Genomic DNA, 14,992 nt, shown 5'->3' with positions numbered 1-14,992 from the left:
TGCCTAATTAATCGCCAAATTTACCGCCTCATCTATATGTATAAATGTAGTATCAAAAAGTTTAATATCCGTGCTGTTTTGGTCAACCAAAAGCCCTATCTCAGTGCAACCAAGTATCACGCCTTTTGCACCTTGACTAGCCAAATTTGAGATGATATTTAAAAATTTATCACGCGATGTGGCTGAAATTTTACCAAAACAAAGCTCTTTAAATATAACTTCGTTTATAAATTTCATTTCATCCTCACTTGGAAGCAAAACTTCTACTCCGCCATCGCTCAACCTATCTTTATAAAACGCCTCTTTCATTGTATATATCGTGCCAAGAAGTCCTGCTTTATCCACGCCATGCTCTTTTAAGGCCTTTAACGTAGCGTCAGCTATATGAACAACAGGTATTTTAACGCTAGATTGCACTCTCTCATAAACTTTATGCATGGTGTTTGTGCAAATGAGTATGAAATCAGCACCGCCAAGCTCTAAAACCCTAGCGTGACGAGAGAGAATTTCACCCGCATCATCCCATCTATTTTCATGCTGGCACAGCTCTATCTCTTCAAAATTTACACTACTTAACAGAATTTCGGCACTATTGAGCCCGCCAAGTCTTTCATTTACTTTGCGGTTTATTTCATTGTAATAGGTTATGGTTGATTCATAACTCATACCGCCAATCAGTCCGACCTTTTTCATAAAATTTCTCCTACTTAATACAGTATCTTTTAAATAAATCTTAAAATGCTGTATTATATTTTGGACGTAAATTTAACATAAAAAGTTTAAAATATAGTAATTAAATTTTATAAGAGAGAAATTTAGCCGCCAAATGACGGCTAAATTTGAAGTTTTATTCGTTAGTTTAAGACTCTTCGCTAGTCTCGATCTCGTCGCTAAAGTCGGCTAGCGATAGACGTTTTAGCTGGCGGTAACGGCGCTTTGCATCTTCTTTATTTTTTGTTAGAAGCGCATCTGCGTGTTCTGGATTAGTTTTTTTAAGCGCGCTATATCTAACCTCATTTAACAAGAACTCTTCATAAAGTGACCAGTCAGGCTCTTTTGAGTTTAGTTTGAGCGGGTTTTTACCCTCTTTTGTTAGGCGCGGATCATAAACATATGTCGGCCAGTAACCACACTTAGTGGCTAGCTCAGCTTGGTTACCCGATAGCGACAAGCCGCCTTTTATGCCGTGAGCAATACAAGGCGAGTATGCGATAACAAGACTTGGACCATCATACGCCTCAGCTGCAAGGATAGCTTTTATTGTATTTGCTTGGCTTGCATTTGAGTTGATTTGAGCTACGAAGATATTTCCATAAGTCATCGCAATATAGCCAAGATCCTTTTTCTGCGCCGGTTTGCCTGAAGCCGTAAATTGCGCGATAGAGCCTGCGCGGCTTGATTTCGAGCTTTGACCACCTGTGTTTGAATAGACCTCAGTATCAAGTACAAGCACGTTTACATTCTCACCGCTTGCTAGCACGTGATCTAATCCGCCAAAGCCGATATCATACGCCCAACCGTCTCCACCGATGATCCATTGAGATTTTTTGGTTAGATATTTTTTAAGGCTTAAAATTTCTTTCACACCTTCACTATCTGAATTTTGCTCTAAAATCGGCACTAAAATTTTAGTTATCTCAGCCGTTTTTGCGCTATCAGCTTTAAACTCAATCCAATCATTATAAAGTGCACTAAGTGCGTTAGGCACGTTATCTTTCGTACGAAGCATGATATCTTCTATGCGGTGGCGGATAGTTTCGACAGCCACATTCATACCCATACCAAACTCGGCGTTATCCTCAAATAGCGAGTTCGCCCACGCTACACCGTGGCCATCTTTATTTTTAGTATATGGAGTTGAAGGTGCACTACCGCCATAAATCGAGCTGCATCCGGTTGCATTTGCTACTATCATATGGTCACCAAATAATCTTGTAACAAGCCCGATATATGGAGTCTCGCCACATCCAGGACACGCTCCGTGGAACTCAAGTAGAGGCTGCGCGAAGCTTGAGCCTTTCACACTCTCTTTGCTCATCAAATCATCTTTATAGGTAACTTGCTTAAATAGATAGTCGGCATTTACCTGCTCATTCTTATCCATTTCCTCTTCAAGCGGCACCATTACAAGTGACTTCTCCTTGCTTGGACAGTTTTGCGCACAAAGCTCACAACCGGTACAGTCAAGCGGGCTAACTTGGATTTTGTATTTTAGTCCTTTAACCTCTTTACCTTTTGCATCTAGGACGTGATCTTTTAGACTTTGTGGAGCATTTGCTAATTCGTTATCGTCTATGAGAAACGGTCGGATAACAGCGTGTGGGCAGACAAAGGCGCATTGGTTACATTGGATACAGTTTTCCTCTATCCATTTTGGCACCATCACACCCACACCACGCTTCTCATAAGCTGTCGTGCCAGACTCAAAGTGTCCGTCTTCGTAACCCAAAAACGCCGATACAGGCAGGCTATCACCACGCGCCGCATTGATAGGTTTAACAACCTTTTCGATAAAGTCATTACCAACGTAAGCGTCGGTATTTTTGCTCTCATCTTTTAAATTTGACCAGCTTGGATCGATTTCAACCTTCACAAGCCCGTCCGCACCAACGTCGATAGCCTTGTAGTTCATCTCGACTATCGCTTCGCCTTTTTTGATATAGGCTTTGTAGGCGTACTCTTTCATATATTTTTGCGCCTGATCAAACGGAATAATCTCGGCAAGTTTGAAGAAAGCTGACTGCATAATGGTATTCGTGCGGTTTTTAAGCCCGATGTCATGAGCCAATTTAGTTGCGTTTATGATGTAAAAATTTACCTTTTTATCGGCTAGGATTTTTTTCACTCTATTTGGTATCTTTGCAACAGTTTCTTTTGAGTCCCAGATCGAGTTTAGTAAGAATGTGCCATTCTCACGAATACCATCTATCACATCGTAAATTTCAAGATACGCTGCAACAGAACATGCCACGAAGTGTGGGTTAGATACAAGATAGGTTGAGCGGATAGGTTTTTTGCCAAATCTTAAATGGCTTCTAGTGTAGCCACCTGATTTCTTGCTGTCATAGGCAAAATACGCCTGTGCGTAAAGATCGGTTTTATCGCCGATAATTTTAATCGAGTTTTTATTCGCGCCTACTGTGCCGTCTGCGCCAAGTCCGTAGAATAGACACTCTTTAACACTATCGTCGCTTAGTGAAATTTTCTCTCCAACTTCAAGCGAAGTAAATGTAACATCATCAACGATACCCACAGTAAAGCCATTTTTAGGCTCGCTTAAATTTAAATTCTCATATATGGCGATAAGTTGTGCGGGATCAACGTCTTTTGAGCTTAGTCCGTAACGACCGCCCACGATAACAGGCTGATTTGGCTGTCCGTAAAATGCCGCTTTTATATCAAGATATAGTGGTTCGCCAAGGCTTCCTGGTTCTTTTGTCCTATCAAGTACGGCGATCTTTTTAACTGTTTTTGGCATAACGTTAAATAGATATTTTAGACTAAACGGGCGGTAGAGATGGACGTTTATCATACCGACTTTTTCACCTTTTGCGCGTAGATGATCGATGACCTCTTCAAGCGCTTGAGTAACAGAACCCATAGCGATCACAATACGCTCTGCCTCTGGGTCGCCGTAGTAGTTAAACGGCTTATAGTCGCGTCCTGTGATCTTTGAAATTTCTTTTAAATAATCCGCCACAATGTCAGGCACCGCGTCATAGAATCGATTTGCAAGCTCGCGAGTCTGGAAGTAGATGTCATCATTTTGAGCCGTTCCGCGAGTTTTTGGACTTTCTGGGTTTAGTGACTCGTCTCTAAATTTTTGCAAAGCTTCTTTATCAAGAAGTCTATCAAAGTGAGCGTAATCCATCACTTCGATCTTTTGTATCTCATGGCTTGTTCTAAAGCCATCAAAAAAGTGCAAAAACGGCACTCTACCCTTAATCGCCGCGAGGTGTGCAACACCAGCTATATCCATAACCTCTTGCACTGAGCCAGATGCAAGCATCGCAAAGCCCGTTTGGCGACAGGCATAGATATCTTGATGATCACCAAAGATCGAAAGCGCCTGTGCCGCCAATGAACGCGCACTTACATGTATAACACCAGGGAGTAGTTGTCCTGCGATCTTATACATATTTGGAATTTTTAAAAGCAAGCCTTGAGAAGCTGTGTATGTTGTAGTAAGCGCTCCAACTTGAAGTGAGCCGTGCACCGTGCCTGCCGCTCCACCCTCGCTTTGCATCTCAACCACCTTAACAGGCATACCAAAGAGATTTTTTTTGCCCGCAGCAGCCCAAGCGTCCGTATAGTCAGCCATAGGCGAACTAGGCGTGATAGGATAAATTCCGGCAACTTCCGTAAATGCGTAAGAAGCGTAAGCTGCAGCCTCGTTTCCATCCATGGTTTTCATAATTTTACTCATATATTCACCTTAATCATTAATTATCAAAATTCTAATATTATATGATTAAAATACAAAATATATAATTAATTTGGATTAAAGTTTATAAAATTTAAGTTTGTTTTGGGTTATTTTAAAAGAGATCGTGCGTATAAAAATTTATTTTTTGTCTATAAATTTGATAGAAATTTGACCGCTTCAAATGAATTTTTAAAGATATTTTGCGTCTGTTTTTCCAACTGCTCTTTATTTTGATATCCGCATAGCACGCCAAGAGGATTGATATCAGCGCCTTTAGCAGATAGCATATCCATGATCGTATCACCTATCATGAAGCTGTTTTTTCTATCTTCATCACTAGTTTTATCAAGTCTAGTCAAAGCTAAATTTATAGGTTCTGGGTCAGGCTTAGGATGAATTACATCATCTCTCCCTACTACTGTTTTTACAAATTTCATTACACCTAAATTTTCAAGTATATTTATGGAGTACTTAGTTGTTTTTGTAGTTACTATACCAAGATTAGCATTTTTGCTGGCTAGCTCTAGGGCCTCTTTTGCGAATTCCAAAAGAGTGGTTTGTTCTAAATAAATTTGCCTGTAACGATCTTTGTATATGTCTATATAATCTTGCACCGCCTTCTCGGCAACACCAAGTCTTGCAAAGATAATGTCCAGCGGATAGCCAACAAGTGCTTTTATAGCTTCATCGCTTGGAGTTGGTTTTCTTTGCGTCGTAAAAGCAGTGCGAAAGCCATCAAGTATGGCAGGAGTAGAGTCGATTAGCGTGCCGTCAAGGTCAAATAAAACAGTTTTTTTCAAATTTTGATCTTTTAAAAGAGAGATAGAGTCTTGTTTCCAAGACTCTAATATTTAGTTACTTGTTGAAAGTAGCTTCAACGCGTCTATTTTGAGCGCGACCCTCTTTTGTGCCGTTGTCAGCTATTGGTCTTAACTCACCATAACCTAGAGTTGAAATTTTATCTGCGCTTACGCCATAACCCTCAAGAGTTTTAGCAACTGCATTAGCTCTTTTTTCAGATAATTTTTGGTTGTAAGCTTCTTTTCCTACGCTATCAGTGTGACCTGCAAGAACTACTTTGTAGTCAGGGTTTTCAGCCATAAAGTCAGCCACTTTTTTGATCTCTGCTGCATAAGTTGGGCTAACAGCATAGCTATCAAAAGCAAAGTTTACGCCAAGATCGCGAAGAACGATAACTTTTTCACAACCTGTCTCGTCAACAACTACACCTGCAGGAGTGTTAGGGCATTTATCAACATCATTTAAAACGCCATCGTTGTCATCATCAAGTGAAACAGGAGCGGCAGGAGCCATAGCAGGAGCGGCAGCTACTACTGGTGCTACATTTTTAGCGTCAAGACCTATACCAAAGCCAAGTGTGTAGAATAAATTGTGATCAGCATGCTCAAATTTGATAGCATCACGAACTTCTGCTTTAAGAGCAAATACATCTGTTACTTGGTATCTTAAGCCTAATCCGTATTGACCAAAACCGCCATCTTCGTTATCAACAAATTTGCTAGATAGATCTTCGTATCCTAAGCCAACAAGACCATAAAGACCAAAGTTATCTGTAAAATCAAAAATGTCTTTTACAAGATTTGCAGTATATCTAGTAGCATGACCTGTTCTAGTAACACCTTTTACAGTTTCTTTTAGTCTATGAGTATAGTCAACTCCTAGCTCGAATTGATCAAAGAATAGACCCTCAAGGTTTCTAGCAGCTTTGATACCTACATTAACTTGATCATTTTTATAGCCCAAGTTACCTTCTGAATGAACTCCGCCAATAGTAGGAGTAACCTCGTAGTTGTATGCTGAGTTTGACGCAAAAAGCGCTGTCGCAGCAACCATAGCTAAAGCAATCTTTTTCATATAGAATTCCTTTCCTGAATAAATTTTCTCTATGTTCTAAAGATGTTATATTGTAGCAAAAAAAGCATAAATTCTATGTAAATCTAAATAAAACGCCCAAAATAGATAGTTTTAATACATATAAATTTTTGCATATTTGTAAAAGAAAAGAGTAAAAATAAAAAGAGCGGATCTCGGAGATAAATTCCGAAATCCAAAAAGAGTGACCGATTGGTATTATGTATAAACAATCGATCCGTAAACAAATATTAACGTTTTGAGAATTGCGGGCTACGTCTAGCTTTTCTACGTCCGAATTTCTTTCTCTCAACTGTTCTTGAGTCACGAGTAAGAAGTCCTTTTGGTTTTAAAAGAGCTCTAAAATCAGCATCCATTGCAGCTAGAGCACGTGAAATTCCGTGTCTTAAAGCTTCCGCTTGAGCCGAGTATCCGCCACCTAAAGTGTCGGCTTTAACATCTATTAAAGTCTCTTGTTTGGTTACAAGAAGTGGCTGAATAACTTTTAACTTGATAGCCTCATGGCCACCTAACCAAGCGTTAAGATCCATTCCGTTTACTATGATTTTTCCGCTACCAGCTTTTACCCATACCTTAGCAATCGCTGTTTTTCTTTTTCCTGTTGCATAAACTGTTGCCATTATTATTTTCCTTCTTTAGCGATTTGTGCAGTATGAGGATGTTCGCTTCCTTCATACACTTTTAATTTTTTAATCATCTCTTTGCCAAGTTTTGTCTTTGGAAGCATACCGCGAACGGCTAACTTGTAAAGCTTAACAGGGTTATTTACTAATAAATCACCAAATTTTTCGCTTTTAACGCTACCGAAATATCCTGAATGTCTGTGATATAGCTTTTGCTCAGCCTTGTTTGCACCTGTAAATTCAGCTTTTGAAGCGTTTATGATGATAACATAATCACCGCAATCAACGTTTGGAGTATAGCTTGGTTTATGTTTGCCGCGAAGTAGTGTCGCAACTTCGGTTAGTAATCTACCGAAACGTTTGCCGGTCGCATCAAGTACGATCCAGTCGCGTTTTACTTCATTTGGCTTTGTTATTTTTGTCATTTTCTTACCTTTGCCAATAAATTAAAACATGATTCTATTTAAAAATAACTTATAAATAGCTTAATTTAAGTATATTTTAAATTTCTAAAATATCGATTTTATCATTTAAAAGATAAACCAGCATGCCCCTAACAGGTTTTCTAGGATAAATTTCACTTAGGATCTGTATATATTCTTGCACTTGCGAGATATTTTTTTCTACACTAAATTTAGAACTTTTATAGTCGATAATCAAAATTTCATTGGCCTTAAAACACAGTAAATCTATCTGTTTTAGCTCATCTTTATAGCTTAATGCTTGCTCTTTTTTTAGCTCGCCGTCAAGGATAGCGCTTTTAAATTTTTCATTTTTAATTAGCATTAACGCTCTATTTTTAATATCTTTTAAGTCATCTTCGCTTAAAAATTTACTAAATTTATTTCTCATTAAAATATCGGCTTTATCTATACTATCTTCGTTAAATTTAGCACTCATTTCTAGTAAAAAGTGAAGCGCTAAACCAAAATAAATAGCATGTAAATTTTTCTCGTCATCATCTGTTTTAGCCTGCGTTTTCTCTTTTGCAACACTTAAAAGCTCTATTTTTTTCACAATCTTATCTTCGCTTGAAATTTGCTTGCTTTTTATTTTTATCTTGCCGATCTCTTGGACTGGTATATCAAGATAACAAACCTCTTTAGAATTTGAGGTGTAAGCACCAAAATAGCTTGGATTTGTGCCATTTGCACCGATTTTCTTAATAATAACAAGCGAGCTTTTCGCTCTTGTCATGGCAACATAAAGCTTATTTATCTCCTCCTCTTCCTCAAGTTCATTTGAGTAGAGTTTTATCTTGGCATACTTCTCATCAAGGTATTCGCGATTTTTAAGCTTTAGCATTATCTCATAGCCGTTTTTAACGTCGTATTCGCAGATGAAATTTCCACTCTCACTTCTACCTTTGCCGGTTTTATCGCAAAGCACTACGTGTTCAAATTCAAGCCCTTTTGACTTATGAACGGTCATTACCCGAACGCCGTTTGTACTATTTTGCGCACTTAAAGCATCTGAATTTTCAAATTCAAAGATAAAATTTATCAAATTTTTGGATTTTGCGCTTAGATGAATTAGCTTTAAAATGTCTAAATTTTGCATGTTTATGGCTGATTTTTTAGCTAGGTAGATGAGGCTTTGCTGAGCAGTTTTACTAAAATCAACCGTCAGTTTGATTAAATTTTTACCCAAAAAGCTTTCAGCACCGTAACGATAAATTTCATCACCAAAAAGGCAAAATTTGACGTAGTTTATAAAAGCAAAAACAAGAGGGGAATTTTTAAGCAACATTGCGCCTTCGTCTTTTGAGGCGATACCTTTTTGCTCTAAAGCCTCACAAATACTTCTGATATCGTCATTTTTCCAACAAAGCACCGTTATATCTTCACTCTTTGCGCCACTTTTTAAAAGCACTTCTACTTCGCTCACGCAAGTATCTTGGATCTCATCGCTTTGCACGACCTTGATATACCCGCCTTCACTACTATGTGGGATTTGCGCGGTATAGTTTTGGATCTTATCTTTAAATGTTTCATTTATAAACTCAACCAAATTTTTAGCACTGCGGTAGTTTGTGTTAAGTTTTTCCTCTTTTACCTGAGAAAAATCACTTAAAATTTTACCAAAAAGTTCTTTTTTACCACCTCTAAATCGATAAATGCTTTGTTTTACATCTCCTACGTAAAAAAAGCTTCCAAGCCCGTTTTGTCCGTATCCAGCGACGATTTCGGAGATGAGCGGGTAGATGATCTCATACTGCATAACGTTTGTGTCTTGAAATTCATCTATCAAAAGATGAGTTATGCGTTCATCAAGCCTAAAATAAAGCATGTCTTTATCGAAATTAAAATTTAAAAGCCTGTGAGTGAGCTTGGTGATGTCGGTAAACGTTAGCATATTTAGCTTTGCGTTAGCCTGCAAGAGCGCCTCTTTGTAAGCACTTAAAAAGCCGTTTAGCTCGGTAAGCTTGAAATTTTCAAGATGCGCGGCATGTCTTTTTAGGGCCTCTTTTAAACTCACAAATTTCTCGTCCATAGCCTCATCGTAAATTTTAGAGTAGACTTGATACTTTAAACTCTCTCTTGATAAAAAAGACTTTTCATATATCTCTTCGACGCTGTTTACGCTAAAGGATTTTATTGCAGTTTGACTACCTCCCCTTTTTACGGCGATCTCTTTTAGTTCAGACATTATATCAAGGGCTTCATTTTGTGCGTTAAAATCAACGAAACCGCTTGTCTTTACGCTGTCAAAATTCTCATAAAACATCTGAAGCGTTTCAAAGAAATTTGTTTGAGATTTTGATGACAGCACGATATAGATAGCTAACGAAGTTAGTAAATTTTCATTTTTAGCAACATTTTTTATAAATTGAGCTTGTGCTAAATTTGACATCTCGCTTTTGGTTTCAAAGTCAGGACTCAGTCCCAAATTTAGACTAAAACTACGAAGTATCATGCCAAAAAAGGCATCAAATGTCGTGATCTTTAAGTTGCTTTGTAAAAACTCATCACTAACAAGATCTCGGCGAGATAAAACCTCGTCTTTGCTCATCTCAAGCATATCGCAAAGAACCGATAGCTCGGCACTTTTTTCGTCTTTGTGTAAATTTAAAAATGTCGAAACGATACGTTCGCTCATCTCGCTGGCAGCTTTTTTGGTAAAGGTAAGGGCGGTTATGCTTTTAGCGCTTGCACCACTTAATAAAAGCGCGATATAGCGCACGCTAAGCGCAAATGTTTTACCGCTACCGGCACTTGCTTGAAGTGCTAAAAACGGCTCTATCATGATGTTTGCCCCAGACAAAATGTCTTGTAAGCGCAGTATGTGCAAGAAGAGCCAATATTTTGCTCAAAACTTGCCTCTTTTACAAAATACTCTTTTGCTTTATCAAGTGCCTCTTTAAGTTGTGGGATTTCAGCCGTTTTGCTTGGATCTAGCGACATTTTTTCTTTTAAGTCATAAAAATATGCCTGTGAGTTTTCACCAAGCAAAGCCTGGTAAAACGCAAGCTGAAGAGTATCTTTGGGAACCGCTCCGGTCTTATAATCTATCACACAAAACTCACTTTTTCCAAGCACATCTTTTTTATCTATACGATCTATACGACCATAAATTTTAACACCTTCATAAACTGCTCTTTTCTCGCACTCAAGCTCGCTTATCTCCCAGCCTTGCAGAGCTCTTTCTTTCTCATTTTGCTCGAAAATTTTAAATTTTTGCTCGGTGATTTTGTATTCAAGCGGATTAAGCCCTTTGTCCGAGATAAATTTCATAAACTCTTGCAGCTTAAATTCTTTAAATTCCAAGTAATACTTAAAGAGTGCGTCGTGTATGATCTTACCGTATTTACTATGACTTTTTAACTCTAAATTTTTGCCCTCGTTTAGATGTAAAATGTATTTATAGTAGTATTTTCTAGCGCAACTTAAAAATGTATCAAGCCTTGAAAACGACAGCTCGTCTGCAAAAAAGTCATGCCCGACTTGAAGTTTGATCGGCTCAAATTTAGCTATGCGTCCGAGAGGAAACAGTCCTAAATAATCATCATTTGCAAAGCTAGTATCATAAACGCAGTCAAATTCACTAAGAAATCTCGAAGCTATTTTACTCTCGTTTACAACGTAGCTAATCGCAACTTTTTTAGCGCCGCTAATTAAACTTTCATAATAAAATCTTTGCAAATTTTCACGTTCATAATAGCTTATAAGCCCTGCTTTTTCACGGACTTTTGAGCTTAAAAACATCTCATTCACGCTTCTTTTTGGCACGATGTCATCGTTAAAATCAACAATTATTACTCCGTCAAAATTAAGACCGCGACTCTCCAAAATACCAATCGCCCTAACCTCGCCTCCATGTGCTTCATCTATGCTTTTGGCCTTTAGCCTCATGAGCAAAATTTCTACCAGCTCGGCAAATTTTAACGCTTCGTCTTTTGTTAAATTTGAGATAAAAAACATCTCTTCACTTAAAATTTTATCAACATCTTTGTTTGGATAAAGCGATGAGATCTCAAAGATAATCTCGTTAAAAATTTCAAATTTAACGCTTAAAGGGTATAAATTTTTAAACTTTTCAAACAACACTTCGTTGATGTTAGAAAAATTTAAAAATGTCTCTATCTCGCCAATATCATCTCGCTCTTTTAAAAAATTCTCAGATAAATTTAAAGCCAAATTCTCCTTTACCGCCTCATTTAATGCACTTAAAACCGCATAAAACTGCGAATACTCAAACGGCAAACCCATGGCATAGCTAAGCATGTTTTTATCATCAAAAGCTCTTAAAGTCTGTGCAAAACTTTCATCTGGAAGTATCACGGCAATATTTTGTGGCAAAATCCCATCTTTCATAAACGTCGAAATTTTTTCAAAAACAAATGCAGCCTGCAAACTTTCATGCTCAAAAGCTCTTGTTAAAACAAGCTTGTTTTGTTTTGTTTTGCCAAGATTTACTATCTCTAGCGTGCTTAAATTTAGTTCAAATTTATGATATAGCTCAAATTCACTCGGCTCTTTAGCGCAGATGTTTGCTATACGCAAAATGAGCTTTTGGTTATATTTTGATGTTTGAAATCTTATCTTTAGCGTCGTGAGTTTGGAACATTTTTGTAAAATTTCCCAGTCTACTTCACTTAAAATTCCAGAAACTTCACATATGATCTCGTCATACGACTTGATAAAATCACCATTCATCTCATAAATATCACAAAAAGTGATCTCGTCATAAAGGGAGTTTTTAGCCAAAATTTCTTTATAATTTTTAGCCACCTCTTCAAGAATTTGCAAATGCTCCTCATAGCTGGCATAAATATCGCTAAATTTAATATCAGATATGGTTTTTTTCTGGCTTGCAAGCTCTTTGTAAAACGAAAAAAGATAGTCGTTGTTTTTTAAAAACGCAAAAAATTCAGTAGGTATGTTTAGTTTTTTTTGTGCCCTCTCACTCATCTTACAAGCTTCGCGCATGATAAGTAAAAGCTTCGTGCTATCAGCCTGCACTCTGTTTTTAACAAAGGTAGCACAACGCTCAAATTCATCTATCGTGTATGCTTTTGGTATGAGTGAATCTTGAAATTTTAAGTTAAAATCACGGATCTGACGAAGGCTTGTAAAGACGTAAAGCGTGTTCATTTTCCTACAAAAAATTCAAATTTATAAAACGCAGTTGTGTTTAAATCGCTAATCTTGGCCATAAGTTGCCAGCGACCTTGCACTGGGAATTTTACATCTTGAGTGCTTAAAATACCGTTATGATAAGTTGCGTTAAGATTGATATTTTGCTTGTTAGTATCCGGTCTGGTTAGCAAAAGATCGTATTTAAGCTGTGGAATTTGCGCTGTTTTTGGAGTAAGTATTATATTTAGCGGCTCGGCACGCGACATACTTTTGTTTGTATCGTTAAAACTAACGTCAAATTTGGCTTTAAATTCCTTTTGTGATGCCAGTATTTCATTGATATTGCTATTTATATTTTGATGTCTTTCAAAGTAGTAATTATCCATCTCAACGGGATAATCAAGCGATATAATAATCGTCGCCGTGCACGCTATAACGCAGCCTATGATACTTAAAACTATCGCATAAGGCCAAAATGTCTTTTTGCTTTTATCCACGTTTTGCTCTCTTTCTATAAATGATAAATACCACAACAAACGCCATCGAGCCATAAACAAGGAGGCGTATGAAATTTAGAGTAGTTTTGTTTGCATTACCTATGCTGTTTTCAAGCGTTATGTTTTGTGAAGCTGCGATACCTTCGGCTATATCGGCATATCCGTTAAGCAAAGCGGCATTAAAAATATCTTTACCGTTTTTTGAAGTCAGGATAGGAAGTATGGTGCCACGCTCGGGATACGGACTTAAAATTCTCTCCTTATCAAAAAGCTTTAAAGTCTCTTCATCGGCATAAATTTCAACCTTGTGTTCGTTTTTACCAAGTATCAAAACAGCGTAAGGGGGCTTTAAATTTAAGCTCCTAAACTCATCATAAATTCCTCTTTCGCCAAAGGTTTCATAAGCCGCCAAAAAAAGCGAAACTCCACTTTTTTGTTTGAGTTCCGTGCCGATAATTTCTATCTTTTGAACAACCATATCGCTTAAAATTTGATCATTTTTGATAACAAAATTTTGAGCAAATAAAGAAATTTGCATAAACAAAAGGGCGCATAAAACGCCCTGTAAATTTAAGATTTTCATCCTACGAAAAGATGGTTAGCAGTTAAAACCGACCATGCGCAAATCGCGCCGGCAACGATAGTTAAAACTATGATCGCCTTTTCTAATATGCCTGACATAACTACTCCTTTATAACCATATGTTTTGCGTTATCGACGCTTTTCATTTGTATCTGGCTCGGATTTTCAAGCTTATATGGCTTATTTGCAACATCTTGCTGAGCCAAGATACCAAAATAGGTCAAAACACCCACAATCGAAAGCAACAAAACAACCGCTATAAGCATACCCGTGATGCCGCTTAGCGCAAATACCGATCTATTAGTGTTTTCCATTATTTACCCCTTGAAAGCGAGAGTATGTATTCGCCGACAGCTTTTTGTTGAATTTCATTAAGCCTACTGTCGTCAAATTTAGGCATCTCGCCGATATCGCCTTTTTTGCCTTTGTTTAAAACCTCGACCACAAATTCGCTTGTTCCGTATTTAGTAAGGTCAGGGAAGACTCCATCCATGCCTTTGCCGTCATCGCCGTGACAAGCCGCACAAGAAACATAAAGCTCTTTACCTTGGGCTACTAAATTTTCATTTTTGCTGGACTTGATACCTGAAATTTCTTTAGCAACATAGGCCGCGATAGCCTTTGAATTAGCTTCGTCTCCGCCAAGACCTGCAGGCATATCTCCGCCAGGATAGCCAAGACCTTTAGAGCCTTTAACTATAGCTTCGTAAATTCCCTCTTCGCTTCCCCAAACGCTAAGATCAGCTGCCTTGCCCGAGATACCGTCGCCCGTGATACCGTGACATGCGGAGCATTGAACAAGATAAATTCCACTGCCCATATCTTTTAATGTGTTTGTATCAAGGTTTGCATGCTCTTGCTTAAATTTCTCATTTAGGGTTTTTACCTCTTGGTTGTATTCGCCGATTTGTGAATACGAATTTAACGGATACCCCGCTAAAAAATACCATATCGCCCAAACTAAAGTAAGCACAAACATAACCGCCCAGCCGATAGGAACGGGGTTTTTATACTCACCGATACCGTCCCACACATGCTCGCTAAGCTCAGCGTTTGCGTCCTTTTCCTCTCGCATTTGTTTTATGTATTTACCTGCTACAAAAACAGTTAATACAATTATCGCTAACGCACCGATGAGCGATAATAAATTTATATTATCTTCTAGATTAAACCACTCCATCTAAGTCCCCTTTTACTCTTGTTTTTTCTCTAAAACATTACTGCTAGGATCATCGTCTAAAGCTAAATTCGAGTATTTTTCATAGTTTCTTCTGCCAGTTTTTTCTGATTTATACAAATGGTAACAATACCCGTATAAAATCAACACCAAAAAAACCGTAAAGAAGAAAAAGCCGTAAGCCTGTAACTCTCTAATAGTTTGCATATCCATAG

General features: G+C 37.9%; 13 protein-coding genes. All 13 read right to left on the bottom strand.

Going from position 1 to position 14,992, the window contains the following annotated elements; translation table 11 throughout:
* Positions 1-3 precede the first annotated feature (3 nt).
* Complete coding sequence (locus CCAL9328_RS03060; protein WP_169971921.1) at positions 4-693, bottom strand: aspartate/glutamate racemase family protein; 690 nt, start codon at positions 691-693, stop codon at positions 4-6.
* Between the two features lie 166 nt (positions 694-859).
* Positions 860-4,426: a pyruvate:ferredoxin (flavodoxin) oxidoreductase gene (nifJ, locus tag CCAL9328_RS03055; protein WP_169971922.1), complete on the bottom strand. Its 3,567-nt coding sequence runs from the start codon at positions 4,424-4,426 to the stop codon at positions 860-862.
* A 149-nt stretch (positions 4,427-4,575) separates the two neighbouring features.
* Positions 4,576-5,226, bottom strand: a complete 651-nt coding sequence (locus CCAL9328_RS03050; protein WP_169971923.1) for an HAD family hydrolase — start codon at positions 5,224-5,226, stop codon at positions 4,576-4,578.
* Between the two features lie 55 nt (positions 5,227-5,281).
* On the bottom strand, positions 5,282-6,301 hold the full coding sequence (locus CCAL9328_RS03045) for an OmpA family protein (protein WP_169971924.1): 1,020 nt from the start codon (positions 6,299-6,301) through the stop codon (positions 5,282-5,284).
* 248 nt (positions 6,302-6,549) lie between these two features.
* A complete protein-coding gene (rpsI, locus tag CCAL9328_RS03040; protein WP_169937598.1) occupies positions 6,550-6,939 on the bottom strand; it encodes a 30S ribosomal protein S9 in 390 nt (129 codons plus the stop codon).
* 2 nt (positions 6,940-6,941) lie between these two features.
* Positions 6,942-7,367: a 50S ribosomal protein L13 gene (gene rplM / locus CCAL9328_RS03035; protein WP_169937600.1), complete on the bottom strand. Its 426-nt coding sequence runs from the start codon at positions 7,365-7,367 to the stop codon at positions 6,942-6,944.
* A gap of 76 nt (positions 7,368-7,443) precedes the next feature.
* Positions 7,444-10,233 carry a RecB-like helicase gene (locus CCAL9328_RS03030; RefSeq protein WP_169999962.1) on the bottom strand — a complete coding sequence of 930 codons (2,790 nt, stop codon included), beginning with the start codon at positions 10,231-10,233 and terminating at the stop codon, positions 7,444-7,446.
* Complete coding sequence (locus tag CCAL9328_RS03025; protein WP_169937604.1) at positions 10,185-12,536, bottom strand: RecB family exonuclease; 2,352 nt, start codon at positions 12,534-12,536, stop codon at positions 10,185-10,187. The genes CCAL9328_RS03030 and CCAL9328_RS03025 overlap by 49 nt, the downstream gene beginning before the upstream one ends.
* On the bottom strand, positions 12,533-13,054 hold the full coding sequence (locus tag CCAL9328_RS03020) for a FixH family protein (RefSeq protein WP_169971928.1): 522 nt from the start codon (positions 13,052-13,054) through the stop codon (positions 12,533-12,535). Before CCAL9328_RS03020 ends, CCAL9328_RS03025 begins: the two co-directional genes overlap by 4 nt.
* The gene (locus tag CCAL9328_RS03015; protein WP_169937608.1) at positions 13,011-13,556 is read right to left on the bottom strand and encodes a hypothetical protein; all 546 of its coding nucleotides are present in this window, start codon (positions 13,554-13,556) and stop codon (positions 13,011-13,013) included. The genes CCAL9328_RS03020 and CCAL9328_RS03015 overlap by 44 nt, the downstream gene beginning before the upstream one ends.
* Positions 13,557-13,701: 145 nt before the next feature.
* A complete protein-coding gene (locus tag CCAL9328_RS03010) occupies positions 13,702-13,914 on the bottom strand; it encodes a DUF4006 family protein (RefSeq protein ID WP_169971930.1) in 213 nt (70 codons plus the stop codon).
* Positions 13,914-14,780 carry a cbb3-type cytochrome c oxidase N-terminal domain-containing protein gene (locus tag CCAL9328_RS03005; RefSeq protein WP_169937611.1) on the bottom strand — a complete coding sequence of 289 codons (867 nt, stop codon included), beginning with the start codon at positions 14,778-14,780 and terminating at the stop codon, positions 13,914-13,916. Before CCAL9328_RS03005 ends, CCAL9328_RS03010 begins: the two co-directional genes overlap by 1 nt.
* A gap of 12 nt (positions 14,781-14,792) precedes the next feature.
* On the bottom strand, positions 14,793-14,990 hold the full coding sequence (locus CCAL9328_RS03000; protein ID WP_169937613.1) for a cytochrome c oxidase, cbb3-type, CcoQ subunit: 198 nt from the start codon (positions 14,988-14,990) through the stop codon (positions 14,793-14,795).
* Positions 14,991-14,992: the final 2 nt, after the last annotated feature.

This window comes from Campylobacter sp. RM9328 (assembly GCF_012978615.1).
Note: the sequence above shows the minus strand (reverse complement) of the source record. Positions and strands in the feature narration are given on the sequence as shown.

What these genes read in the sequence shown, in the direction of transcription:
- CCAL9328_RS03060 (WP_169971921.1), bottom strand. Translation starts at nt 693, where the DNA reads ATGAAAAAGGTCGGACTGATTGGCGGTATGAGTTATGAATCAACCATA.
- nifJ (WP_169971922.1), bottom strand. Translation starts at nt 4,426, where the DNA reads ATGAGTAAAATTATGAAAACCATGGATGGAAACGAGGCTGCAGCTTAC.
- CCAL9328_RS03045 (WP_169971924.1), bottom strand. Translation starts at nt 6,301, where the DNA reads ATGAAAAAGATTGCTTTAGCTATGGTTGCTGCGACAGCGCTTTTTGCG.
- rpsI (WP_169937598.1), bottom strand. Translation starts at nt 6,939, where the DNA reads ATGGCAACAGTTTATGCAACAGGAAAAAGAAAAACAGCGATTGCTAAG.
- rplM (WP_169937600.1), bottom strand. Translation starts at nt 7,367, where the DNA reads ATGACAAAAATAACAAAGCCAAATGAAGTAAAACGCGACTGGATCGTA.
- CCAL9328_RS03025 (WP_169937604.1), bottom strand. Translation starts at nt 12,536, where the DNA reads ATGAACACGCTTTACGTCTTTACAAGCCTTCGTCAGATCCGTGATTTT.
- CCAL9328_RS03015 (WP_169937608.1), bottom strand. Translation starts at nt 13,556, where the DNA reads ATGCAAATTTCTTTATTTGCTCAAAATTTTGTTATCAAAAATGATCAA.
- CCAL9328_RS03010 (WP_169971930.1), bottom strand. Translation starts at nt 13,914, where the DNA reads ATGGAAAACACTAATAGATCGGTATTTGCGCTAAGCGGCATCACGGGT.
- CCAL9328_RS03005 (WP_169937611.1), bottom strand. Translation starts at nt 14,780, where the DNA reads ATGGAGTGGTTTAATCTAGAAGATAATATAAATTTATTATCGCTCATC.
- CCAL9328_RS03000 (WP_169937613.1), bottom strand. Translation starts at nt 14,990, where the DNA reads ATGGATATGCAAACTATTAGAGAGTTACAGGCTTACGGCTTTTTCTTC.